At 70.6% G+C, this 24649-nt stretch carries 21 protein-coding genes; 6 read left to right on the top strand and 15 right to left on the bottom strand.

The features are described 5' to 3' along the window. Window positions 1-5: 5 nt before the first annotated feature. From ACPXBU_RS16610 to ACPXBU_RS16585, 6 genes are read right to left on the bottom strand one after another with little or no spacing between them, the layout of a single operon-like run. On the bottom strand, window positions 6-809 hold the full coding sequence (locus tag ACPXBU_RS16610) for a thioesterase II family protein (protein WP_425758706.1): 804 nt from the start codon (window positions 807-809) through the stop codon (window positions 6-8). Continuing rightward, window positions 791-2077, bottom strand: coding sequence for an ATP-grasp domain-containing protein (locus tag ACPXBU_RS16605; RefSeq protein WP_425758705.1), 1287 nt, complete (start codon window positions 2075-2077; stop codon window positions 791-793). Before ACPXBU_RS16605 ends, ACPXBU_RS16610 begins: the two co-directional genes overlap by 19 nt. After that, window positions 2070-4379: a non-ribosomal peptide synthetase gene (locus tag ACPXBU_RS16600; protein WP_425758704.1), complete on the bottom strand. Its 2310-nt coding sequence runs from the start codon at window positions 4377-4379 to the stop codon at window positions 2070-2072. Before ACPXBU_RS16600 ends, ACPXBU_RS16605 begins: the two co-directional genes overlap by 8 nt. Then, a complete protein-coding gene (locus ACPXBU_RS16595) occupies window positions 4376-5602 on the bottom strand; it encodes an MFS transporter (RefSeq protein WP_393362116.1) in 1227 nt (408 codons plus the stop codon). Before ACPXBU_RS16595 ends, ACPXBU_RS16600 begins: the two co-directional genes overlap by 4 nt. Next, on the bottom strand, window positions 5599-7422 hold the full coding sequence (locus tag ACPXBU_RS16590) for an amino acid adenylation domain-containing protein (RefSeq protein WP_425758703.1): 1824 nt from the start codon (window positions 7420-7422) through the stop codon (window positions 5599-5601). Before ACPXBU_RS16590 ends, ACPXBU_RS16595 begins: the two co-directional genes overlap by 4 nt. Then, entirely contained in the window at window positions 7422-9026 is a 1605-nt protein-coding gene (locus ACPXBU_RS16585) for a condensation domain-containing protein (RefSeq protein WP_425758702.1), read from the bottom strand. Before ACPXBU_RS16585 ends, ACPXBU_RS16590 begins: the two co-directional genes overlap by 1 nt. Before the next feature lie 258 nt (window positions 9027-9284). Between ACPXBU_RS16585 and ACPXBU_RS16580 the strand changes: the two genes are divergently transcribed. The 3 genes from ACPXBU_RS16580 (at window position 9285) to ACPXBU_RS16570 (ending at window position 12464) form a co-directional block, all read left to right on the top strand. Beyond that, on the top strand, window positions 9285-10427 hold the full coding sequence (locus tag ACPXBU_RS16580; protein ID WP_425758701.1) for a hypothetical protein: 1143 nt from the start codon (window positions 9285-9287) through the stop codon (window positions 10425-10427). A 3-nt stretch (window positions 10428-10430) separates the two neighbouring features. Continuing rightward, a complete protein-coding gene (locus ACPXBU_RS16575; RefSeq protein ID WP_425758700.1) occupies window positions 10431-11132 on the top strand; it encodes an HAD family hydrolase in 702 nt (233 codons plus the stop codon). Window positions 11133-11294: 162 nt separating this feature from the next. Continuing rightward, on the top strand, window positions 11295-12464 hold the full coding sequence (locus ACPXBU_RS16570; RefSeq protein ID WP_425758699.1) for an acyltransferase family protein: 1170 nt from the start codon (window positions 11295-11297) through the stop codon (window positions 12462-12464). A 305-nt stretch (window positions 12465-12769) separates the two neighbouring features. Here the strand turns inward: ACPXBU_RS16570 and ACPXBU_RS16565 are convergent, their stop codons facing one another. The 9 genes from ACPXBU_RS16565 to ACPXBU_RS16525 form a co-directional block, all read right to left on the bottom strand. Continuing rightward, window positions 12770-13408: a flavin reductase family protein gene (locus tag ACPXBU_RS16565; protein WP_393362094.1), complete on the bottom strand. Its 639-nt coding sequence runs from the start codon at window positions 13406-13408 to the stop codon at window positions 12770-12772. 314 nt (window positions 13409-13722) lie between these two features. Continuing rightward, entirely contained in the window at window positions 13723-14958 is a 1236-nt protein-coding gene (locus tag ACPXBU_RS16560; protein ID WP_393362088.1) for an iron-containing alcohol dehydrogenase, read from the bottom strand. Beyond that, window positions 14951-15103 carry a hypothetical protein gene (locus ACPXBU_RS16555; RefSeq protein ID WP_393362085.1) on the bottom strand — a complete coding sequence of 51 codons (153 nt, stop codon included), beginning with the start codon at window positions 15101-15103 and terminating at the stop codon, window positions 14951-14953. The genes ACPXBU_RS16560 and ACPXBU_RS16555 overlap by 8 nt, the downstream gene beginning before the upstream one ends. Further along, window positions 15100-16560, bottom strand: coding sequence for an NAD-dependent succinate-semialdehyde dehydrogenase (locus ACPXBU_RS16550; protein WP_393362083.1), 1461 nt, complete (start codon window positions 16558-16560; stop codon window positions 15100-15102). Before ACPXBU_RS16550 ends, ACPXBU_RS16555 begins: the two co-directional genes overlap by 4 nt. Before the next feature lie 57 nt (window positions 16561-16617). Beyond that, on the bottom strand, window positions 16618-17694 hold the full coding sequence (locus ACPXBU_RS16545; protein ID WP_393362081.1) for an ABC transporter ATP-binding protein: 1077 nt from the start codon (window positions 17692-17694) through the stop codon (window positions 16618-16620). After that, complete coding sequence (locus tag ACPXBU_RS16540) at window positions 17694-18761, bottom strand: ABC transporter ATP-binding protein (RefSeq protein ID WP_393362078.1); 1068 nt, start codon at window positions 18759-18761, stop codon at window positions 17694-17696. The genes ACPXBU_RS16545 and ACPXBU_RS16540 overlap by 1 nt, the downstream gene beginning before the upstream one ends. Then, entirely contained in the window at window positions 18761-19672 is a 912-nt protein-coding gene (locus ACPXBU_RS16535) for a carbohydrate ABC transporter permease (protein WP_393362076.1), read from the bottom strand. Before ACPXBU_RS16535 ends, ACPXBU_RS16540 begins: the two co-directional genes overlap by 1 nt. Beyond that, window positions 19672-20517, bottom strand: coding sequence for a carbohydrate ABC transporter permease (locus ACPXBU_RS16530; protein ID WP_425758698.1), 846 nt, complete (start codon window positions 20515-20517; stop codon window positions 19672-19674). The genes ACPXBU_RS16535 and ACPXBU_RS16530 overlap by 1 nt, the downstream gene beginning before the upstream one ends. A 101-nt stretch (window positions 20518-20618) precedes the next feature. Further along, complete coding sequence (locus ACPXBU_RS16525; protein ID WP_393362070.1) at window positions 20619-21974, bottom strand: extracellular solute-binding protein; 1356 nt, start codon at window positions 21972-21974, stop codon at window positions 20619-20621. A 361-nt stretch (window positions 21975-22335) separates the two neighbouring features. On the opposite strand from ACPXBU_RS16525, the gene ACPXBU_RS16520 reads away from it, so the two are divergent. The 3 genes from ACPXBU_RS16520 (at window position 22336) to ACPXBU_RS16510 (ending at window position 24583) form a co-directional block, all read left to right on the top strand. After that, window positions 22336-23079, top strand: coding sequence for a GntR family transcriptional regulator (locus ACPXBU_RS16520; RefSeq protein WP_393362067.1), 744 nt, complete (start codon window positions 22336-22338; stop codon window positions 23077-23079). Between the two features lie 81 nt (window positions 23080-23160). Next, on the top strand, window positions 23161-23730 hold the full coding sequence (locus tag ACPXBU_RS16515) for a DJ-1/PfpI family protein (RefSeq protein ID WP_393362064.1): 570 nt from the start codon (window positions 23161-23163) through the stop codon (window positions 23728-23730). 19 nt (window positions 23731-23749) lie between these two features. Further along, window positions 23750-24583, top strand: a complete 834-nt coding sequence (locus ACPXBU_RS16510; protein ID WP_425758697.1) for an alpha/beta fold hydrolase — start codon at window positions 23750-23752, stop codon at window positions 24581-24583. Window positions 24584-24649 lie beyond the last annotated feature (66 nt).

The following is a 24649-nucleotide window of genomic DNA, read 5'->3' as shown; positions in this document are numbered from 1 at the left end:
CACGGTCAGCCCCCCACCCGCGTGATCAGGCCGGTGAGCAACCGGCCGACCTCGCCCAACTGTCCACGGTGGAAGAAGTGGCCGCCGGGCAGCAGGGCGATCTCCAGCGGGCCGTCCACGACGTCGGCCCACGACCCGAGCGCGGACGCCGGGCAGCGCAGGTCCGCCGTACCGCCGAGCACGACCACCGGCGCGTGCACCCGCTCCCGGCCGGCCGAACTCGCAGCCGCGACCGCGGACGTCCGCCGGGCGAAGGCCAGCCCCCGCCGAACCAGCGGGAGGTAGAAGGAGCGCGCGTCGGCGTCGTCGAGGACGGCGGCGGGAATGTCGCCGTCGGCGCCCAGCGCGGCAGCGAGGGCGGCGTCGCTCAGCACGCTGAGGTCGGGCACGAGGTGGCCCTGGTGGGCCGGCACCGAGCCGGACAGCAGCAGCGCGTCGACCGGCCGGCCGGCGGCCTGTAGCACCAGGGCCACCTCGTAGGCCAGCATCGCGCCGAGGCTGTGCCCGCCGAGGATCAGAAGCCTGCCGTCCAACTGTGCCCGCACCTCGGCCAGCAGCCCGGCCAGCTCGGTGATCATGACGGCCGGGTCGTCGATCGGCTCTTCGCTGATCCGGGAGCCGTAGCCGGGGTACTCGACCGCCGACAGCGCGAACTCGGCCGGGAGAATCGACGCCCAGTCCCGGTACGCGTAGGCGCTGCCACCCGCGTGCGGCAGCATGATCAGCTGACCCGTCGTCACCGGCCGGACGATCGGCCGCAGCCACGGCGAGTCCGACAGGGACTGCGCTGTCACCCGTACGTTATCCACGGCACCTCCTCCAGGGCCGCGACCGTTTCGGCGAGCTCGTCGTGGGTCGCCACCGTGCCGGATACGGCGGCCGCGTTGACGGTGGCGCCGAGCTCCCAGCCGGCCGGGCTGCCCGGGCTGGTCAGCACCGTCACCCGGTCGGCGTTGGGGACCCGGCGCAGGGCCGGCACGCCGTGGATGGCCCGCACCTCCGTCACCCCGACGGGCGGGACGAGCAAGTAGTGGAAGGCGATCGGGTTGTCCGGCACGGCCTCGCGGCGTCCGTCGAACGGCAGACCGAGCGCGGCGCGTACGGCCACCTCGGCCGGGACCGCCGACTCGGACCGTACGGCGAGGTCGTCGACCCAGGCGCCGAGCCGGCCGTTCACCTCGATCACCCGCGGCCCGTCCGGGGTCAGCTTGATCTCGACGTCGGCGATGCCGGTGGTGACACCGAGCGCCTCGACCGCCCGGCAGGCGAGCGCCTCGACCTCGGCGACGAGTGCCGGCTCCACCACGGACCGGGTGCCGTACGCGCCGCGCTCCCGGAACGGCTCGGCAAGCGTGAACTTGCTGGAGGTGAACAGCGCCTCGGCGCGGCCCTGCCGGACGGCGCAGTCGACGGCCATGTAGTCGCCCCACGGCGCCGGCGTGGGCCGGCCGACGAGCAGCTCCTCGATGATCAGCGCGCTCTCCGGAACCCCGGGGCCGGTGCCGGCGAGGAGCCCGGCGACGAAGGCGTGCGCCTCGGCCGCCGTGTGCACGGCGCGGGTGTTCCGGCTGGACGCGCCCCACACCGGCTTGACCACGGCGGGAAGGCCGACCTTCTCCAGAGCCGCCTCCAGCTGGCCGGGCGCCGTGACCACCTCGGCGCGCAGCGCGTCGACGCCGCGTTCGGCGAACCGTTGCCGCTGCGCGTCCTTGAGGGTGATGGCCGGGATGTCGTCGAGCGCGTGGTGCGGCAGACCGAGCCGGGCGGCCAGCCGGGCCGTCGGCGCCAGCTGGAACTCGCTGAAGGTGACGATGCCGGCCGGTTGGTGCGCGTCGATCGCGGTGAGCAGCTCGTCCAGCCGGCCCGGCACGCCGGTCACGACCTCACCGCACATGCGCAGCGCCGGCATCATCTCCTCGGCGTGTGCCGCGGCCGCGGGGATCGGCGTTCCGGTCGCCGCCTCGGCGCCCACCACGAACAGCAACTCGGCCTCGTTGCACGCGGCCACCTCGGCCAGCCGGGTCGGTGACAGGCTGCCGCGGTCGTAGACGACCACGAGTGTCGAACGGTCAGCCACGACGCGCCTCCGACGGCTCGGCCCGCACGCTGACATCGACCTCGCCGGCCGCCCGGCCGTCGACGATGGCGGCGGCCAACCGCGCGACGGTCGGGAACCGGAAGATCGCCTGGATCGGCACCGTGAGCAGAAACTCGCTCTGCAGCTCCCGGGTGACCTGGGTGGCCAGCAGCGAGTCGCCGCCCATCGCGAAGAAGTCGTCGTGCACGTCGAGGTCGTCGGCCCACAGCGCCTTCTGCCAGATCCGGGCCACGGCCCGCTCGGCAGCCGTCCGGGGTCGGGTCAGGTCGGAGGTCGCCGACGCGGCGTCGTCCGGCGGCCAGGCGAGGATCTCCGCCGGGCCGGGCAGCGACCGGTCGTCGATCTTGCCGCTGCCGGTCAGCGGAAGCGCGGGCAGTCGCAGGCAGACCGTCGGCACGAGATGGCCGGGCAGCGTGACCGCACACCACTCCCGCAGCTCGCCGAGGGGCATCGGCTTGTCCCCGGCGGTGACGACGAAGGCGACCAGCCGGGTGTCGCCGGGGCCGAACTCGCGGGCCCGGACCACCGACGCCACGATGTCCGGGTGCTCGTTCAACCGGGCCTCCACCTCGCCCGGCTCGATCCGGTAGCCGCGAACCTTCACCTGAGCGTCGATCCGGCCCAGCAGGCGCAGCCGACCGTCCGGCGCCCACCAGGCCAGATCGCCGGTGCGGTACACGGTGGACGGCGTCGCCTCGTGTCCCCAGCGGTCCGGTACGAACCGATCGGCGGTCAACTCCGGCCGGCGCAGATAGCCGCGTGCCACGTTCGTCCCGCCGATCAGCAGCTCACCCGGCACACCGGCCGGTAGGGGCCGGTCGTGCTCGTCGACGACGTGCAGGACCGTGCCGTCGACCGGCTCGCCGACGGTGACCTCGTCGGCCGTGGTGATCTCCGCAACGGTCGAGTAGATGGTGGTCTCGGTGGGGCCGTACCCGTTGAAGACCCTGCCCGCGACGGCCAGCAGCCGGCCGGCCAGCGCGGGCGTCAGCGGTTCGCCCGCCGCGACGACCTGCAGCCACTCCCGGCGGCCGCCCGGCGCCAGCGCCTCGGCCAGAGCCCACCAGGCCGACGGGGTGGCCTGCACCAGCCGTACCCGGTGCCTGTCGATCAGCCGCGCCAGCTCGTCCGGCGCGCGGACCTGATCGCGGTCGGCGATCACCAGGTGGCCGCCGTTGAGCAGCGGTAGATAGATCTCCACGGTGGAGATGTCGAAGGCGGCGGACGAGCTGACCAGGACGGCGTCCCCGGGCCGCACCCGCACCAGCCGACCGACGGCGTCCAGCAGCCGGCCGACGGCCGCCTCCGGCACGGCCACACACTTCGGCTCGCCGACGGAGCCCGAGGTGTAGAGCAGGTATCCGAGCCGCGCCTCGGCCACCGCCCGCTCCGGGGCGAGGGCCGAGCCGCCCGCGCTCGCGTCCGGGCCGGGGTGGGTCACCGCACGGTCGGCGGGACCGGCCGCGATCGGCTCCGGGCCGAGGCGGATCACCGGGCGGTCGGCGGGAACCGTGGCGTCCGGGGTGGCCAGCACCACGCGCGCGTCGGCGTCGTCGAGCAGGAAGGCGATCCGCGCCGTGGGATAGCCCGGATCGACCGGCAGGTAACACCCGCCCGCCCTGAGCACGGCCAGTTGGGCGACGACGAGGTCGAAGCCCGGCGGCAGGCACACCGCGACCGCGACGTCCGGCCCCACGCCGTACGCGACCAGCCGGTCGGCAAGCGTGTCGGCCCGCTTGTCGAGGTCGCCGTAGGTGAGCCGGTGCGAACCGTGGACCGCCGCGAGCCGGTCGGGCTCCCGACGTGCCCATCCCCGAACGATCTCGTGCCGCGGGCTCGGCGTGTCCGCCGCCTGCCCGGCGGCCCTGCGCCACACCTCGGGCGGGCCGGTGTCCTCCCCGCTGAACGCCCGGAGCCGCGTCAACGGCACCGACGGGCCGGCGGCGATGCGCTCCGCCGTACGGGCGACAAGGCCCGCCAGCAACGCGGCCTGGACCGGGCCGACCGACCCGGCGCTCAGCCCGACCCGTCCCTGTTCGATGACCAGAGCGACGTCGTCGGCCGCGTCGACCGCGTCCGTGCCACCCGCCGCACACGCCGCGACGAGATCGGCTCCGGTCCCGAGGGCGTCCAGGTCGGCCTCGATCACCCGGTGCGTCCCGTCGACGGTCACGGCCGTCCGCACCGTGCCGCTGCGGCGCAGCGCACCGAGGACTGTCGCCCAGGCGGCCACCACGGTCGGGGCGTCGACCGTCACCGGCACTCCGGCGGCGGCGCTCATGACGCTGCCCGGGCGGGCTGCCGGTCGATCCTGCGGGTGGTGCGTGTCAACGCGATCGCGGGCACGATCAGGATCACCCCGGTGACGATGATCGACGCGGCGATGCCGAGAAAGTTGGCGGCCGCGCCGCCGAGCAGCACACCGATGATCGTGAAGTTGACCATCAGGGCGTTGAGCAGCGCGATCCCGCGCCCGCGCAGATCGTCGGGCAGGTCGCGCAGCAGGATGTTCGCGACCGGCACCTGGACCAGGCTCATGCCCATCCCGGCGAGTGCGCACCAGGCGCAGATCACGGCCAGGCCGCCGAACCGGAAGTGGTCGATCGGCCAGAGCAGCACCAGCGACACGGCGAACAGGGCCACCGCGGCGGCGAGCAGGTCGGCCAGCGGTACGCGTTTGACGAGCACCGGCCCGAAGAAGGCGCCGAGGATCGCGCCCGCCCCGAGCATCGCCGTGGCCAGGCCGAAGTCGAAGGCGCCCAGCCCGAACGCGACGAGCAGCTGGGTGTTCACGTTCGTGGTGAACACCCCGAACGCGATCATCGCCGGCACCATCATCCAGGCCACGATCCGCAGCGTCGGAATGCCGAGCGCGCGGCGGATGCCGTCGCGCAGCGACTGCCAGTACTGCCCGGCCGGGGTGGCCACCACCGACGCGTTCCGCAGCACGGCCAGGTTGCCGAGCAGGAGCGCGCTGACGACGAACGTGGCGGCGTCGATGATGAACGACCACCGTACGCCTGTCGTCGCGATGAGCACGCCGCCGACCAGCGGGCCGACCAGGTTGAGCGTCTGCACCGTGCTCTGGAACAGCCCGATCGCCGCCGGGAGGCTGTGGTTGCCGACGACCTTCGGGATGGCCGCCATCCGGGCCGTCTCGAAGACCGCCTTGCCCAGGCCCTCCAGGAAGATCAGGACGAGTAGCAGGGCCGCGTGGTGTGACGCCGGGATCATCGCCAGCACGATCGCGACCCGGGCCAGGTCGGCCCCGACGAGCAGGCTACGCGGCGACATCCGGTCCACCAGCGGCCCGATGAAGGTGCCGAGGATCCCGGAGGGCACCAGCTGGGCGATCACCACCGCGGCGATGAACAGCGCCGGGGCGTCGGTCAGGGTGGCGGCCACGTAGACCACGGTGACCTTCACGATGCCGTCACCCAGATAGGAGACGACCACGGCCAGCCAGTAGCGGAGGTAGACCTTGTCGCGCAGCAGTTCTCTCACGTTCTCGACTCCACGGGAGCACTCGGGGACAGGTCCGGTACGGGGTCTTCGTCGAGCAGCCCGGCGAGCAGGCCCACGGTCGGCGCGTCGAACAGCGCGCGCAGCGACACGGCGAGCCCGTAGCGCTCCCGGGCCAGCGCGACGGCACGGGTGGCGAGCATCGAGTGCCCGCCCAGGTCGAAGAAGTCGTCGTCGAGACCGACCTCGGCGACGCCGAGCACCTCGGCCCAGATCTCGGCGAGCTGCTGCTGCACCGGGGTCCGCGGCTGGACCAGCGGGGCCGACAGGGCCGGCCGTTCGGTGCCCGGCTCCGGCAGGGCAGCCCGGTCCACCTTGCCGTTCCCGGTCAGCGGCAGCCGATCCATCGTCACGAAGACGGCGGGCAGCATGTAGTCCGGCAGCGACCGGGCCAGGTGGGCGCGCAGCTCGTCCGGCGCCGCGGCGGCGCCGAGGACGACGTACGCGACAAGCCGCGCGTCCTGCTCGGCGCGCTCGTCGAGGACTGTCACCGCTTCGTGTACGGCGGGATGGTCGCCGAGGGCCGCGTCGATCTCGCCGAGCTCGATCCGGTGCCCACGGAGTTTCACCTGGTGGTCGAGGCGGCCCAGATACTGCAACTCGCCGTCCGGGCGGACGAGACAGCTGTCACCCGAGCGATACAGCCGGCCACCCCACTCCGGTGGCCCGGTCACGAACCGGGCCCGGGTGAGATCGGGCCGCCCGGCGTAGCCGCGGGCCACCCCGGCCCCGCCGACGTGAAGCTCGCCGGGCGTACCGGTGGGCGCCGGCTGGCCGGCCTCGTCCAGGACCACGGCCGTCCAGCCCGCCAGCGGCAGACCGATCAGGCTGGCGTCGGGCTCGGCCAGGTCGGCCGTGGTCATCCGCCGCCACGTCGAGTGCACAGTGGTCTCGGTGATGCCGTACATGTTGACGAGCAGTGGCTGCTCGTCCCCGTGCCGGTGCAGCCAGGGCCGCAGCATCGCCGGCGTCAGCGACTCACCGGCGAAGATCACCCGGCGCAGGGCGGGCAGCGTGGCCGCGTCGGTGTCCTCCTCGTGGCGCGACAACTGACGGAAGGCGGCGGGCGTGAGATTCAGGACCGTGACGTTCTCCCGGCGCAGCAGGTCGTGCAGCGCTGCCGGTGAGCGGCGGTCGTCCTCGTCGACGATCACGAGCCGTGCGCCGTGCAGGAGGGCGCCCCACATCTCCCACACCGACACGTCGAACGCCAGCGAGGCGAACAATGTCCACACGTCGTCGCGTGTGAACCCGAACCGGGCGCTGGTGCTGCCGAGCAGGGCGACGACGTTCGCGTGCTCCACCTGGACGCCCTTGGGCCGGCCGGTCGAGCCGCTCGTGTAGATCAGGTACGCCAGGTCGTCGGCCTCGGCGCCCGTCGCCTCCGGCGCCGTGTCGACGCCCGGGCCGACCGCGGCGATGTCGAGGACCGGCAGGCCGGACGGATGCTCCGCCGGCTGGTCCGTGACCAGCAGCCGGGCACCCGAGTCGGCGCAGACGAAGGCGTGCCGGTCAGCCGGGTGGGCGGGGTCGAGTGGAACGTACGCGCCACCGGCCTTGACCACCCCCAGCAGCGCGACCACCGCGTCCGGCGTCCGGCGCACTCGGACGGCGACCAGGACGCCCGGGCCGACGCCCTCCACGCGCAGCCGGTGGGCCAGCGCGTTCGCCCGTCTGTCGAGCTCTCGATAGGTGAGGTGGCGACCGGCGTGCGTCACCGCGACGGCGTCCGGGTGGGCGGCGGCCCGCTCCGCGAACAGATCGTGCAGGCAGGCCCGCAGCCCCGGCGTCAACGCGGTCATCAGGACGCCGCCTGGTCGAGGCCGCCGGCGCGTTGCCGGGTTCGCCGGATGGCACCCTCGAAGCCGCTCGGCGCAGACAGGTCGACGAGCGCGTCCGGATCGCGCACGAGCGCGTGCAGGGCTTCCGTGTAGGCGTCCAGCACCGCCGCCGCGGTCTCCCGCTCGTAGACGTCGGTGTCGTACTCCAGCTCAAGCCGCATTCCGGGACCTCGGCCGATCGCATACAGGCTCAGGTCGTACTTGGCCGACCCGGGCGGGCTGGAGAACTCGGGTGCGGTGTCGGCCAGGCCGTGGAAGGCGACGAGCGGCGAGTTCGGTTGGTACGAGAAGAGGACCGGGGCCACCTGCCCGGACGCCCGCACCAGCCGGTCGAACGGTGCGTCCTGCGCGTCCAGGGCCTCCCACGTCGCCTCGCTGACCTGGGCGACAAGCGCGGTGCCCGTCGCCGCGGCGGCGGGCCGGACGACGACCGGCACCACGTTCACGAAACAACCGACGGTCTCCTGCCACCGTGCGTGGACCCGGCCGGACGCCGGTGTGGCGACCGTGAACTCCGGCTGCCGGCCGGCCCGGCCGAGCACGACGACGAACGCCGCCATCAGGATCGCGAACGGGGTGACCCGGCACCGCCCGGCGAGCCGCCGCACCGCACCGACCGCGGCGGGCTCCAGGCGGTCGTGGACGGCCGCGCCGACGAACCGCGCCAGGCGGGGGCGTGGCCGATCCGTCGGCAACCGCACCGGGGGGACACCGGCGAGCGCGGCGGCCCGGGCCGCGACAGCACGGTCCATCGCCGCGGACCCGTCCGGTGACGATTCCCACCGGGCCACGTCGCCGTACGCCCGGGGGGCGCCGCCGGAAGCCGCGACATCGCCGCGCACCCGGGCCGAATACCTGTCGCCCAGGTCGCGGACCAGCTTGTTCACCGTCACCCAGTCGACGGCGATGTGGTGGAACGTCGCGACCAGGACGAGACGGGACCGGCCGCGGCGCGCCAGCACGAGCCGTACGGGTGGCTCCTGCTCCAGCCGGAAGGGGATCGCCGCCTGCTGGGTCGCGAGGCTGTCGAGGGCCGCGGCGGGATCCGCCTCGGCGGACAGGTCGATCGACGGCAGCGGCGGCGGCGCATCCGGTGCACCGACCCTGGCCAGCGGAATCCCGGCCGTCACGGGATAGGTCGTGCGCAGGATCTCGTACGCTGCCCAGACGTCGGCGAGCGCCCCCCGCAGGGCGTCCTCGTCGACCGGGCCGGCGAGTTCGAGCCGGACCGGCACGTTGTAGGGCACCGCGTCGTCGGCGAGCTGCTGCACGAACCAGATCCGCTGCTGGGCCGACGACAGGGGATGGTCGGCGGCGGCGGTCGCCGCCGGCTCACCGGACGCGGGCGGGGGACCGACCAGGGCGGCCTGGACGACGGCGCAGACCTCGGCGACCGAGCGCTTGCCGAGCAGGTCGTCCGCCGTGAGATCGATCGTGAAGAGGGAGTTGATCCGGGCGGCGAGTCGGGCCGCGCCGTCGGGGCCGGCCGCCGTCGGCGACGCGTCCCAGATGGCGCCGACCTCCTCCAGCAGGTACCTGGAGACAGGCGGCAGCGTGTCGTCCATATCGCTCCCCCCGTGGCCCGGACGATGTGGACACTTGCACAGCTCAAACCGGCGGTCAAGCCACATATAGAGGATGAAAAATAATTCGGCAAGGATCTCTGGATGACTATTCGTCCATTGATCATCGTCGCCCTCCGTGACTGATCGTCGTGGCGGCGGGGGAGCAACGCGGATTGCCCGGGGCGGTTAATCTAGGCCCGCGTTACCGGTCCATTCCCACGATTCCGCAGGCCACCCCACCCGGAGGATTCCTCGACGATGAATCGCGACGTTGGAAAGACCCGAGTCCTGATCATCGGCCTGGGTGACCTGGGCCGGCGACTGCTGCACATGCTGATCGCCGAGCCCGGCTCGCCGTACGAGGTGGTGGTGGCCGCGCGCTCGGCCGAGACCGCGCTGCGGCACGCCAACCTGGCCCGGTACACAGCGGCGAACCTGGGCGTGTTCACCTCGGTCGGCTCGGCCGCGATCGACCTGGAGGACATCGACCGCACCGCCGAGCAGATCGACCGGATCGGGCCCGACGTCATCGTCAACGCCGCCTCCCTGCAGGCCGCCCGGGCCATCCTCGACCTGCCGGCGGAGGTCTTCCGCGAGGTCGACGAGGCACAGCTCGGACCGTGGCTGCCCATGCACCTGGCGCTCAACCACCACCTGATGCTCGCGCGCAGCCGGGCCGACTCGGCCGCGGCCACGGTCAACACCGCCTACCCGGACGCGGTCGGTCCCGCACTGGCGTCGATCGGGATGGCGCCGCACATCGGCATCGGCAACGTGGGCAACATCGTCCCGGCGCTCACCTTCGCGGCCGCCGGTGAGCTGGGCCGCGACCCGGCCGGGCTGACCGTACGCCTGATCGCCCACCACTACTTCAGCCACCACGTGCACCGCTTCGGCGAGGCGCAGGGTGTCCCGTTCGCGATCGAGGTGTCCGACCGGGACACCGGCGAGGTGCTGGCGCCCGAGCCGGAGCGGATGTTCGCCCGCCTGACCGGGGAGCTGAAACGCCAGGGCGGGACACACGGTCAGCAGCTCACCGCGGCTTCGGCGCTGCAGGTGATCCGGGCCCTGTCCGGCGCCGAGGAGCAACGCCTGCACGCGCCGGGGCCACAGGGTCGCACCGGCGGCTATCCGGTCCTGGTCTCGGCCCACGGCATCCGGCTCGACCTGCCGGCCGGGATGACCGAGGCCGCGGCCGTCGCCGTCAACGAGGAGTGCCAGCGCATCGACGGCATCGACAGCATCCACCCCGGCGGCCGGATCGTCTTCGCCAAGGAGAACATGTCGATCATGCAGCAGCTGTTCGGCTACTACTGCCCCGAGATGGTCGTCGAGGACAGCCTGCCGCTCGCCCGTGAGCTGGCGGTCAAGTACGACGCCTTCGCCGACCGGGTGCGGTGAACGATGGCCGGGCCGAAGGTCGTCCTCTTCGATCTGGACGGGGTTCTCGTCGACAGCCAGGGGGCCGAGAACGACGCCCTGCTGTATCTCGCCGACCTGGTCGGCGCACCCATCACGGCGGCGGACGCCGAACTGATGTTCACCGGGCGCCGCATCGCGGAAAGTGTCGACTATCTGACCGAGTACGCGACGCGGCCGATGCCGGCGGACCCGGTCGGTGTCGTGCGGGCTCGGTGTGAGGAATTGGTCGCCGGTCGGATGCAGGCGGTGCCGGGGGTCGAGTCGGCGCTGCGCGCCATCACCGTGCCGAAGTACGTCGTGTCGAATTCGCCGCTGGAGATGATCGGCGACCGGCTCCGGATGACGGGACTCGACGGTTACTTCCCCGAGGCGCATTTCTCGGCGTACGAACTCGGGGTGTGGAAACCCGATCCGGGGCTCTATCGCATTGCCGCCGAGTCGGTGGCGGTCGAGCCCGCTGACGCATTGGTGATCGAGGACAGCATGGTAGGGGTGGTCGCCGCCGCGACGGCGGGAATGCGGGTCCTGTGGTACCGCCCGCGACCTGATCCGGCCGATCCTGACATCCCCGGCGTCCGCAGACTCCCGGACATGTTCGGCCTCGCCACCGCGGCGGCGACTGAGAGCGGAGACCTGTGGCATTTCGCCCCGCAGGCCAAAAAACCAATTCCGGATCGCGCATAGTACGGCGACGGCAGTAGGCGAATCGAGTCCGGTTCGCGTCCGTTGGTCTGCGTGTCGTCGCGGCAACCTCTTCCTCGCCGGTCATCGCCGCAGACGGTGAGATCCGGTGCCAGCGCATCGCTGGTTAGACTGCCGTCCTTCACGACGATGAAAGCGAAGGCCGTGACCGCGACCCTCCCCACCAACACGCCGGCACCGGCACTGGAACCCGAACCGGGACCGCGGAACGAGCCCGCTCCGCCACCGACCAGCGTCGCCCCGCCCCGGCTCTACGCCCTGGACCTGCTGCGATTCGGTGCCGCAATGGCAGTCGTCCTCTATCACACCTTGCCGGTCGTCGCCTTGCGCTCCTTCGTATCCGTCGAGGACCTCGTCGGACATCCGTTGGCCAAGCTGTCGGCGTACGGCTGGCTCGGCGTGCAACTGTTCTTCCTCATCAGCGGCTTCGTCATCTGCATGTCCTCGTGGGGGCGCGGCCCGACCCAGTTCTTCACGTCGCGGGTGACCCGCCTCATGCCCGCGTACGTCCTGGCCGTGCTGATCACCGCCGCCGTGCTGACACTCTGGCCCGACCCGGGCCCCAACGCGCACCCCGTCACCATGCGCCGACTCCTGGCCAACCTCACGATGTACCAATTCCACCTGGGCCAGGAACACATCGACCCGGTGTACTGGACCCTGGTGATCGAGGTGACGTTCTACGTCCTCTTCCTCGGTCTCGTCGTGGCCGGCCTCACCTACAAGCGCGTAGTCGCGTTCTGCCTGGTGTGGACGGTTGCCTCGTTCTACGCCCAGGCCTCGCACAGCGCGCTGCTGTCCACGGTCCTCGTGCCGACCTACGCCCCGTTCTTCGTCGCGGGGATCGTGCTCTACCTCATGCACCGGTTCGGCCGGAACCTGATGCTCTGGATGACGCTGGCGGTGACGTTTGCTCTCGCGGCCCAGTCGGTGATCGAGGAGACCGATGCCCGCAGCCAACGCGGCGACCAGATCAACAGTACGAACGCGACCCTCGCCCTGGTCGCGTTCTACGTCGTGATGATCGGTGTGGCATGCGGCTGGTTCGACTGGATCCGCTGGCGCGGCCTGGTCCTCGTCGGCGCACTGACGTACCCGCTCTACCTGCTGCACGACGTGATCGGCGCGACGATAGCCCGCGAGACGTTATTTGTCCTCGGGCCGTACCAGATGTTGGCGGTGACCCTCGGTGGGCCCCTGTTACTCGCTTACCTGGTCTACCGGCTGTGGGAACGGCCGGCGGCCCGCTGGATAGGTCGAAATCTGCGGTCGAGCTTCGCCCAGATGCGGGCCCAGGGCCGACCGAGATCCTGACGTGGATCGACCAGAGGGCCCCGGGGGTAGCCCCGGGGCCCTCTGTCATTTCGGCCGGACAGGTCCGACCCGTCCAGGAGGCGGGAAAGAGCCGTCGCCAGGTCGGTGCCGCAGCGGGGCGGCGGCGAAACGCGACGTGGAGTACCGTCAACGGGACGGCGCTGCTCGTCCCCCCGTGCGAGCAGCGCCGTCCTTGGCTGCTCGGCGCCAGGAGTTGCCGGACCGGCGTTGGCACCGCTTCTGCCGACGGTGGCAGCAACAGCATCTGGTCGGGGGCGACCATCCGGAACGTCTTGGTCACCGCCTCAGACGGTCGCCGGCTGCAGCTGATGCGGCATGTTCCAGCCCTCGGCGAGCCTGGACGGATGCACGTTCTGTCCGCCGCCGAAGAACTCGGTGAACTTCATGATGAGCGGGTCCCACTTCAGCGGGTCAACGTAGTGCGTCCCCGGGATGATCAGCTCCTCCTCGACGTGGGTCCGGAGGATCTCGACCTGGAAGGCGGTGGCGAAGGAGGGGGCGCCGCCGAAAGGGGTCGCCGACACGACCTTGCACTCCATCTGGATCGGGCATTCCGCGGCCCGGGGCGGAAGGACCAGATCTGAGGCCTGCTCGGTCAAGCCGGCGGTGACGAACTTCTCCGGCTCGTACCGGTAGCCCTGCGCTGCCTTGCCTTCCGGCACCACAGGCCTCCCGGTGGTCATCGCGATCCGGTCGACTGCTTCGACCATCGCCGACGACGGCAGGTTCAGGACGCATTCACCCTCGCGCAGCAGGTTCGCCGTCGTCTGGCCGTGGTTACCCAGCCCCAACATGCATGACTGGCCCAGCCACCACGCCGAGGACATCGGCGCGAGGTTCGCGGTGCCGTCCTCGTTGCGGGTGCTGATCAGCACCACCGGGGTTCCGAAGTACAGCACCCTGAGCCCGGGGACCACATGCATGTCATTGCCTTTCGCAGGACGTGAGCGGAACCGACTCGCCGTGCGCAGCGCGAGCCGTGTTCGACTATCCGTGAACCACGCGAAAGGCGCTGGCGGCAATCGGACCCCGCGTTTCGGGCCGGACGGGTCGCCTACCGGAGGCACCGACCACCTCAGCCCCACCGTGCCCGGCGTCGGCTACCACGCTACCCACGCCGCGCGGGCGTGGCAGGCGGTTCTCGACGTGTTCGGCGAGAGCATCGGGGCGCGGTGACCCGAGGAGGGCCGCACGTCGGCGGTGGGGCAGGAGGCCGGTCGTCGGGTGAAAGGGCCGGTCACTGTCTCTGCACGGCGTCGGGACGGCGGGTCCGGTCCCCGGCCCAGGCCGCTTCGAGGATCGCGGTCAGGCTGGCGGTGTCGCTCGGGCCCGGATGGTTCTGGATCAGGCGGGTGACGCCACTGGCCATCTCCGCGAAGCGCGGGAGGTCGGCGCGTGCCACGCCGATGTCCGCCAGGGTGGGAGGGATGCCGATGTCGGCAAGGAGCCCGTCGAGCCAGGTGAGGAACGTATCCGCGGCCTCGGCATCCGAGGCGTCGGCCACGTCGAGCCCGCACACCCCGGCGAGGATGGCCAACCGGTCGCTGATGGCATCCCTGGCCGCGTCCAGCGCGTAGGGCAGGAGCAGCCCGACGCCCAGGCCGTGCGGCGTGTGCGTGGCCGCGCCGATGGGGTACTGGAGAGCGTGCGGGGCCGCGTTGCCCGCGTGGGAGAAGGCGAGCCCGGCGAGCATCGACCCGTAGGACATGTCCGCGCGCGCGTCCGTGTCGCCTCCGTCCCGGACCGCACGACGCAGGCTGCGGGCGATCCGCTCCGCGGCCAGGAGCGCGTAGTGGTCGGTGATCGAGTTGCGGCCGAGGAACACCTGCTCCACCGGGTCGCGCGGTCCGTGGGCCCGGGGTCGCGCGGTGTAGCTCTCCACCGCGTGACAGAACGCGTCGATGCCGGAGTGGGCGGTGACCGTCGCCGGGCAGGTGTAGGTGAGCTCGGGGTCGACGATGGCGAAGTCGGGCACGATGTGGACGCTGGAAACCCCCACCTTCAGCTCACGGTCCGGGTCGGTCAACACCGAGACGGGCGTGAGCTCGGAGCCGGTGCCTGACGTCGTCGGGACCGCGACGAGAGGAATCGTCGGCCCCGGCACCTTCGACTCGCCGTAGAAGTCGCGCGGCGACCCACCGTGGCGTCGGATGACGCCGACGATTTTGGCGAGGTCGATCACCGTGCCACCCCCGATGGCGAGGATCACGTCCGCGTCCACCTCGGCGGCGGCCGAGACGGCCAGGGCGACGTCGGCGAGCGGCACGTCCGAGGTCGCGTCGGAAAACACCTCGACGACTCCGACCTTCTCCCGCACGGCGGCCACGATCTCGGCCACGCCCGGCTGCCCCAGGAGAACCTGGTCGGTCACGATGAGGACGCGCGAGCCACTCTCGGCCACCACTCGTGGGATGTTCTGCGCGACCCCTTCGCCCACGATCAGCTGGCGTGGTCCGCGGACGGTCTCAAGCATGTCGGTGCCTCTCCGGAACGTCGGCGGCGATGTGCGGGGCGGACGTCCAGGTCACCTGCGCGACCCCGAGGGCGTCGGCAGGGTCGGCCAGCGGGTTCGTGCCGGCCGTGGCCCGGGTCGCGTCCGCCGGGTGGGGTCCGGTCACGGTAGGTCGATCGCCGCGTAGGTGAGGTCGAGGTACTCGAGGATGCCCTCGTGCGACCCCTCCCTGCCGATCCCGGACTGCTTCACGCCTCCGAACGGAGCGGACGGGTCCGAGATCAGACCACGGTTGATGCCGAGCATCCCCGTATCCAGGCCCTCGGCGAACCGCAGCGCCCGCTGAAGGTCACGGGTGAAGATGTAGCCGACCAGGCCGTACTCGGTGTCGTTGGCCTTCGCCAGCACCTCGTCGTCGGACGTGAACGAGACGATCGGCGCCACCGGGCCGAAGATCTCCGCCTCCAGCATCCGCGCGCCCTCGGGCACGTCGACGAGGACGGTGGGCGGGTAGAAGTAGCCGGGCCCGTCCGGACGCTCACCGCCCACCAGGACCCGCGCGCCGCGCTCGACCGCGTCGGCGACGAGCTCGTCGATCTTGGAGACCGAGGCCTCGTCGATCAACGCCCCGACGTCCACGCCGTCGTCGAGTCCGTGGCCCATCGACAGCGCGCCCATCCGCTCGGTGAAGCGCGCCGTGAACTCCTCGCGCACCGGCTCCTCGACGTAGATCCGGTTGGCCGCGATGCAGGACTCCCCGATGTTGCGCATCTTGGCAACCATGGCACCGTCGACCGCGACGTCCAGGTCAGCGTCGGCACACACGATCAGCGCCGCGTTGCCGCCCAGTTCCATCGAGGTACGCAGCACGTTGTCCGCCGCCTGTCGGAGCAGCACGCGCCCGACCTCGGTCGACCCGGTGAACGAGAGCTTGCGGGTCCGACTGTCGGCCAGCAGTGCGGAGACCACCGTGCCGGAACGCTTGGTGGTCACCACGTTGACGACGCCCGGGGGAACGCCGACCTCCTCCATGATGCGGGCCAGGAGCAGCATGGTGAGTGGCGTCTGCCCCGCCGGCTTGGTGATCGTCGTGCAGCCCGCGGCCAGCGCAGGAGCGATCTTGCGGGCACCCATGGCCAACGGGAAGTTCCAGGGCGTGACGAAGACGCACGGTCCGACCGGCTTCGGCACGGTGAGGATGCGATAGCCACCTCCGGGAGCGGTGCTGTAGCGCCCCTCGACGCGTACCGCCTCCTCGGCGAACCAGCGGAAGAACTCGGCGCCGTAGGCCACCTCTCCCCGGGCCTCGGCGAGCGGCTTGCCCATCTCGAGCGTTATCAGCCGGGCGACCTCCTCGGATCGCTCGGTCAGTGCCCGGTACGTCGCGGTCAACAACTCCGACCGTCTCCGTGGCGGGGTCGCCGCCCACTCCGCCATCGCCCTGCTCGCCGCGTCCAGAGCGGCGAGCCCGTCGACGACGTCGGCGTCCGCCACCTCGGCGATGGTCTTGCCGGTGGCGGGGTCCTCGACGGCAAAGGTGGCTCCGCTCGCGGCGTCGCGCCAGGCGTCGCCGATCCGGAGCCGCCGGTGCTCGGGGGCCAGGACGTTCATCGGGTCACTCACTGCGTCGCCTCCGGTGATCTTCGTGGTGCCAGGTGCGGGCGCATGTCGACACACGCCCTAGCGTCCAGCCTCGGACAGCGACAGCCCGGTGTCCGCGTCGAACAGGTGCGCACGGTCCAGGTCGACGGTGACCTGCAGCCGCTCGCCCGGCGTACCGGTGACTGTGGGTCGTGCCTTGACCTTGACCATCTCGGTCCCCACTCGGACGTCGACCACCGTGCGGTCACCGAGCGGCTCAAGCCCGTAGAGTTCCCCCGCCAACGACGCGTCCCCGCGCTGCTCGACGGACAGGTCCTCCGCGCGCAGGCCCAGCAGCAGGGCACGACCGTCCTCGGCCGTGGTCCAACGGGGCCGCGGCAGCGTCCAGCCCTCGGCACCGACCAGACGGTCTCCCTCGGCACGGCAGGCGAGCAGGCTGATCGGTGGGCTCCCGACGAATCCGGCGACCCACTTGTTGGCGGGACGTTCGTACACCTCGGTCGGTGTTCCGACCTGTTGCACAGTTCCCTCCTTGAGGACCGCGACCTGGTCGGCCATGGACAGGGCCTCGACCTGGTCGTTCGTCACGTAGACGAATGTCGCGCCGAGGCTGCGGTGGATGCGGGTGAGCTCGGTGCGCATCTCGACGCGGAGTTTGAGGTCGAGGTTCGTCAGCGGCTCGTCCATGAGGAACGCGCGTGGGCTACGGACCAGCGCCCGGGCCAGGGCGACACGCTGCATCTCACCGCCCGACAACTGTGCGGGTCGACGCCGCAGCAGACGTTCGATGTGCAGCAGGTTCGACATCTGCTCGACGGCAGCGGCGATCTCGCTCGACGAACAGCGCCGCGCTCGCAGCGGCGAGGCGATGTTCTCGTACACCGTGTGTCGCGGGTAGAGGGCGTAGCTCTGGAAGACCATGGCCAGGTCGCGCGCGGCCGGGGTGTCACCTGTCGCGTCCCTCCCGTCCAGGTGCACCGATCCGGCGTCGAGCTTGTCCAGGCCGGCGATCGCTCGCAGGGTCGTCGTCTTGCCCGCCCCGGAGGGTCCGAGCACGACGAAGAACGCGCCGTCCGGCACGTCCAGCGTCACCCCGTCCAGGGCCTGGACTTTGCCGAAGGACTTGCGCAGCCCTTGCACTGCAACGGTTCCCATCAGGCCACCAGCTCTTCCGTGCTCACGTCGTAGACCGCCGGGGTACCACCGGTGTGCCGTAGCCCGACCTTCGCGTCAGCGGCGAAACGGACAGTCGGTGGCATCCGAACCCGGACGTCGCGCTGACCGCTGTGGTCGACCACGTAGATGATCTCGTCGCCCAGCCACTCCGCCGAGACCACGCGGGCCGGGACCGACCGTTCCGCCCCTGGTGCGGTGACTTCCAGCGCCTCCGGTCGGACGCCCGCGACCAGGCGACGGTCGCGCGACAGGCCCGGCGGTGGCGTGAGGACCAGTCCGCCCTGGCCGCGTAGCTCACCGTCGGCCACCTCGACCTCGATGAGGTTCATCGGCGGGGAGCCGATGAATGCGGCGCAGAACAGACTCGCCGGACGGTCGTAGACCTCCAGGGGTGTGCCGATCTGCTCGACGCGGCCCTTGTTGAGAATGGCGATCCGGTGACCGAGCGACATCGCCTCGACCTGGTCGTGGGTGACGTAGACCATCGTCGCCCCCAGTTCCCCCTGCAGGTGCTTGATCTCCGTGCGCATGTCCGCTCTCAGCTCGGCGTCCAGATTGGTGAGCGGCTCGTCCATGAGGAATGCGCGCGGTCGTCGTACCAGGGCGCGAGCGAGCGCGACGCGCTGCTGCTCCCCGCCGGACAGCTGACGCGGTCGCCGGTCCAGGAGCGGACCGAGCCGCATCAGCCGGGCGGCCTCGTCGACCCGCTTGTGCACCTCGGCCTTGGGCAGTCCCTCGGCACGCAGTGGGAACGCCAGGTTGTCGCGGGTCTTCAGGTGCGGGTAGAGAGCGTAGAACTGGAACACCATGGCGATGTCGCGCTCGGCGGGCGGCAGGTCGTTGACGAGCGTGTCGCCGATGCGGATGTCGCCGGTCGTCTGCCTCTCCAGGCCGGCGATGGCCCGCAGCGTGGTCGTCTTGCCGCAACCCGAGGGGCCGAGCATCACGAACAGCTCGCCGTCGCCGATGGACAGGTCCACGTGCTCGACCGCGACCGTCCCGTCCGGGTAGCGCTTGTGCAGCGCGGTCACCTCGATGCCCGCCATCAGCGACGCACCGCCCCGAGCGTGACGCCGGCGATGAGGTGCTTGCGCACCAGGTAGGCGAAGACGAGCACCGGTAGGGCGAACACCACGGACGCGGCGGCCACGAGACCCCAGTCCGTGGTGGTGCCACCGATCAGGCCGGCGATGGCGGGTGGAGCCGTCCGCACGTTGTCGCTGGAGGTGAGGAAGATGGCGAACACGAACTCGTTCCAGGAGAAGATGAGCGCGAAGACCGCCGTCGCGGCGATCCCGGGCACGAGCAGCGGCAGGGTGTATCGCCAGAACGCCTGCAACCGCGTGTAGCCGTCGAGCATCGCGGCGTCCTCGTACTCGGCCGGCACCTCGTCGACGAACCCCTTCATCATCCAGATGGTGAACGGGACGTTGAACGCGGCGTAGATGAGGATCAGGCCGAGCTTGCTGTCGATGAGCCCGACCTGGCGGTACATGAGGAAGATCGGGACCACGACCACCACGGGCGGCATGAAGCGGGTGGACAGGATGAAGAACAGTTGGTCCTTCTTGGCCTTCAGGGTGAAGCGTGAGTAGGCCCAGGCCGCCGGCACCCCCAGCACGGTGGCCAGCACCGTGGAGACCCCGGCGACCACGACGGAGTTGAGGAACGCGACGGACACGGCCGACCGGCCGCCGCCGGGCGCCACGAACACGTCCTTGAAATGCTCCATGGTGACGCTGAAGCCGAAGAACTTGGCCGGGATGGCGTAGACGTCCCGGTTCTCCTTGATGGACGTCTCGATCATCCACAGCACCGGAAAGAGCATCACGACGGCCAGCACGATCAGCAGCGCGACCTCCAGCCCGGAGCGGCCCCGGCTGCCAAGGCGGCGCGCGGGGGGCGTGTGATCCGCGGCCGGACCTGTGGCCACGGCCTCGTCGACGGAGACGGCCATCAGCCCTCCTTGAGCTTGTTCAGATAACGCAGGTAGAGCTGCGTGAGGACGATGACGACGAGGACCATGAGGATGCCGTACGCCGAGGCGGTCCCGGTGTTGAAGCCCAGGAACGCGACCTTGTAGACGTGGAACGACAAGGTCTCGGTGGAGACACCCGGACCGCCGCTGGTGAGGATGTAGACGAGGTCGAACAGCCGGAAGGCCTCGATGGCCCGGAACAACACGGCGATGAGGAGCAGCGGCCACACCAGCGGAAGGGTGATGGTGCGGAACCGGAACCACTCGGACGCCCGATCGATCGAGGCGGCCTCGTACAGGTACTTGGGAACCGCGGTGAGGCCCGCGAGCGCGATGAGCATGATGAACGGCGTCCACTGCCAGGTGTCGACGACGATCAGGGAGACAAGTGCCGTCCGCTGCTTCGTGAGCCACTCCACCTGCCCCAGGCCGAGCGAGCCGAGCATGCTGTTGATCACGCCGAACTGCGCGTCGAGCATGAATCGCCAGAACAGCCCGACCACGACCGGCGACAGCATCATCGGCACCAGGAACAGAGTGGTCAGCACTCCCCGCCCGCGCGTACGCCGGGAGATCAGGTAGGCGATGGTGAAACCGAGCACGGTCTGCAGGCCGACCGCGCCGATCACGTAGATCAACGTCGTCAGGGCCCGCTGGTGGACCTGCGCCGACGTCAGGATGGCGGTGTAGTTACCGAAGCCGACGAAGTTGGCGGGCCCCCCGCGGGTGGCCGAGTAGTCGGTGAACGACAGGTACAACGCCCACAGCAGCGGGAACACCGACATCGCGAGCAACAGCAGCAGCGCGGGGGAGATGAAGGCCACGGCGAGCCCGCGATCGCTCAGCCGGCGGGACCGACCCGGTGCAGGTGGCGTCGCGGACGCCACCTGCCCGGGGTGTTCGGTCGTCAGAGGGACAGAGTCACTCACAGTCCGCCGCCGCCCTTGCGGCTGCTGGAGTCGAGCACGCCCTGCTGCTCCTTTGCGATGTCGTCGAGCGCGTCCTTCGGCTTCTTCGCACCGTTGAGAGCCGCGTTCACGTTTGTGTTCTCGATGTTGACCAGGCGCGCGTACTCGGGCACGTTCCACATGTCCCGCATCCGCGCGACCGAGTCGGTGTACACCTGGTTGAACGGCCCGGCGTTGAGGAACTCGGGCGACTCCAGGGCGTCCGTACGCGATGGCACGCCACCGGCCGCGGCCCACTTCTTCTGGACATCAGCCTGCTCGAACCACTTCATGAAGTTCAGGGCCTCGGCCTGGTTGGCCTTCGAGGAGTACGCCGAGACGTGCATCCCCATGCCGCCGAGCGGGACCAGGTTCGTCTTCTGGGTCGGCAGGGTGGCGAAACCCAGCTTGTCGAGGATCTGCGCCCGCGTGGTGCCGAGCGTCGACTGCTTCGGATCGAGCAGGCCGCCGCTGGCGGCGATCCAGTTGAACGCGATGCAGGCCTTGCCCTGGGCGACGGCCGCGTTCACCTCGTCGATGAACCAGTTGCCGGAGCCCTTGGCGGTCAGCGGCTTCATCTTGTTGACCAGGACGTCCATCGCCTCCTGGCCCGCGGCGTCGTTGAGGACGCCGTCGATCTTGCGAGTCTTGGAGTCCCAGAGGTTGCCGCCGTAGACGCCGTTGACCGTGTTGTAGGTGACGGCCGCGGCGTCGGAGCCGTTCGCCTGGTGGAAGGCCAGCCCGCTGACGCCGGGGTTCTCCGCCTGGCACTTCTCGGCGGCTGCGATCATCTGGTCCCAGGTCTGCGGTGGCTTGTCGCCGATCAGGTCCTTGCGGTAGATCATCGTCCAGGTGTCACCGAGCAGCGGCAGCCCGTACAGGCTGGCGTTCTCGTCGCGCTTGCCGGTCTCCGCCTGGGGATACTGGCCGTAGGCGGCCAGGAGGTACGGGTTGTAGGCAGTGACGTCGATGTTCTGCTTGACGAAGTCGGTGAGGTCGAGGATGTTGCCGTTCGTCACGGCCTCGCCGATGTGCTGCGAGTCCAGGATCGCGATGTCGAAGTCCGTCTTGTGCGCGGCGAACTGGGTGAACATCGCGTCGTGCCAGTTCGCGTTCGGCACGGTGTTGACCTTGATGGTCGCGTTCGGCCGTTCCTTCTTGTACTCCGTGTTCGCGAAGGTCTCCAGCGCCTGGGCGGGGGGCCAGTCGAACCAGATGAAGCTGAGGGTCAGCGGGTCCTTGGTGAGCTCCGGGACGGTCGCCGGCGCCTTCGGGGCGCTCGCCTTCGCGTCGTCGTCCTTGCTGTCGCCGCAGGCCGCCACGGTCGTGGCCATCAGCAACAGGGCCGCCGTCGCCAGCCGCACCTTTCGGCCGGGAACGGATGTTCGTCCTGTTCGGTGTGGATGCCGCATTCTCTTGCCTGCTTTCTGGTGGTGGGGGACTTCTAAGCCTCGCTATGCGCTTCGCCGAGCAGTTGCTGGGTCGTTCAAGCGTGTTACCGGGCTGTCGCGGGGCCGACCCGCGAACCGTCGTCACGGGATCGATGTGGAGCGATGGCGGGTGGAGCCGCGATGGTGCAGGATGGCGAGCATCCGGCACTTTTCCTATACGATCCAGTGGGGGCGTCAGCATCCCGCAGCGTTGTGACTGATGTCAACAGGTTCCCGAAGGCGCAAGAAAGGACCTCAGGTCACGATGGACGAGGAAGCGATGATCGCTCCGGGCCGTAGGGCCGTAACGGGTGGAACGCCGCCGGGCAGATCCGGCGGCCGGCTTGCCGACGAGGTGTACGACACGCTGCTCGGACAGCTGATGTCGCTACGGATCGAGCCCGGATCCCGCGTCACGATCGACGTCCTGGCGCGCGAGCTGGGGGTCTCGCAGACACCGATCCGAGACGCTCTGAACCGCATGGAGGCCGAGGGGCTGGTCGTGCGTGTGCCCCATGCCGGCTACCGTATTCCGCCCCAGATCACCCGTCACCGATTCGAGGACATGCTCGAGGTTCGCCTGCTCCTCGAGCCGGCGGCGGCACGCAGATCCGCCGAACGCGCATCCTCGGCGCAGGTGGCCGGTCTACAACGGATGCTGGAGGAGATGGCGGAGCTGGAGGGAGGCAGCGGGCACGCGGCCTACGGCGCCTTCGGGCTACGCGACGCCGCTTTCCACGACCTCGTCGCCCTGAGCGCGGAGAACCAGGTCATCCGTGAGGCGCTCGCTCGCCTGCACAGTCACGTGCACCTCTTCCGGCTTCACCACGACACCCAGGTCACCCACCTGGCCATGGCCGAGCACGAGGAGGTGGTGGCCGCGATCGCCGCGCGTGACCCGGACGCCGCCGCCTACGCGATGCGTCGGCACATCCTGCGATCGGGCGAACGTTTTCGACGATTGTTCGACGAGGTCAGGGACGCGGAGGGAATGGCGGTAGAGGCTTGACGGGCGGGCTGGGCCGAGGAATGCTATCAATCGATCGGATCGGATTGGATCCACCCCACCCCCAGACGCGAGGAGAAGCAGGTGCCCAGAGCGCTGCTCCTGACCGGCGACGCCGCCGAGGAGCTCGACACCATGTATCCCTACTATCGCGTGCAGGAGGGCGGTTGGGACGTCGAGGTCTCGTCCCGGACGTTGCGTGACGTGCAACTGGTCATCCACGAGTTCGACCCCAACTCCGACGCCTACGTGGAGAAGAACGGCCGGAAGCTGCCGGTCGACGTGCCCTGGGCCGAGGTCGACGTCGAGCGCTACGACGCCCTCATCATCCCCGGGGGGCGTGCCCCCGAGTGGATTCGGGTCGACGCCGACGTCCGGCGCATCACCGAGCACTTCTTCGCTCGCAACCTCCCCATCGCGCTCGTGTGCCACGGTGCGCAGGTGCCAGCGGTGTACGGGCTGCTCAAGGGTCGTAAGACGGCGTGCTTCCCGCCCATCACCGGTGACATGGAGAACGCGGGCGCGACGGTCATCGACGCTCCCGACGTCGTGGACGGCAACCTCGTCTCCTGCCGGGGATGGCCCGACATGCCGCAGTTCGGCAGGGCGATGATGGAGCTCTTCTCGAAGTCGGTCGACTCCGCATCGGCATGAGCACGACTGGCCTGCCCCGGTGACGGCACTTCGGACTGTCACTGTCGACGGCTCTCCCGTCCACGTCCTGGAGGGCGGCACCGGTCCCGCGGTGCTGATGCTGCACGGCTCCGGACCCGGCACGACCGGGTCCGGCGCCTGGGCACCGACGGCGCAGGCGTTGGGCGCGTCCTGGCGCGTGGTGGCTCCCGACCAGGCGGGGTTCGGCCGTACACCTGTCCCGACGGGCCTCCGGGGCGGGCTTCGACTGTGGACGGAGCAGGCCGCCGCCCTGATGGATGCTCTCGGTATCGAGCACTACGCCGTGGTGGGTCACTCCATGGGCGGTGCCGTGGCGTTGGCGTTGGCCGCCGCCCGCCCCCAGCAGGTCACAGGTGTCGTGGCGGTCTCGACGATGGGCACCCCCGGGGCGCCGCTGTCCGCCGACCTCGACGCGCTCTGGGCCGCCCCCGCCGGCCCGCTCGGGGCACGAGACATGCTGAGCCGCCTCCTCTTCGACCAGGCGCTCGTGACCGATTCGGCAGTCGAAGCCCGTGCGACCGCGATGCGGGCGGGGGAGGCCGCGTTCGCGTCGTTGTTCCCTCCACCCAGGGCACGATGGGTCGACGATCTCACCCTCTCGGCGCAGACGCTGGCAGCGGTGCGCGCGCCAGTGCTGCTCGTGCACGGCGCCGAAGACCGCGTCACCCCGCTCGGGACGGCCGCCCGGCCCCTGCTCGAACACCTGGCCGATGTCCGTCTGCACGTGTTCGGTCGATGCGGGCACGTGCCGGCGATCGAGCACCCGCAGGAGTTCAGGGAACTGCTGTCGTGCTTCCTCCGCCGCCCGGCGCGCGGGCCCGTACCCGGGTAGAAATCGCCGGTTCGCCGCGAAGGCGGCGGTCTTCCGCACGGCAACCACGCGGGTGGCTGCCTCGTC

It is taken from the genome of Micromonospora sp. DT231, from assembly GCF_049847025.1.
GTDB lineage: Bacteria > Actinomycetota > Actinomycetes > Mycobacteriales > Micromonosporaceae > Micromonospora.
Note: the sequence above shows the minus strand (reverse complement) of the source record. Positions and strands in the feature narration are given on the sequence as shown.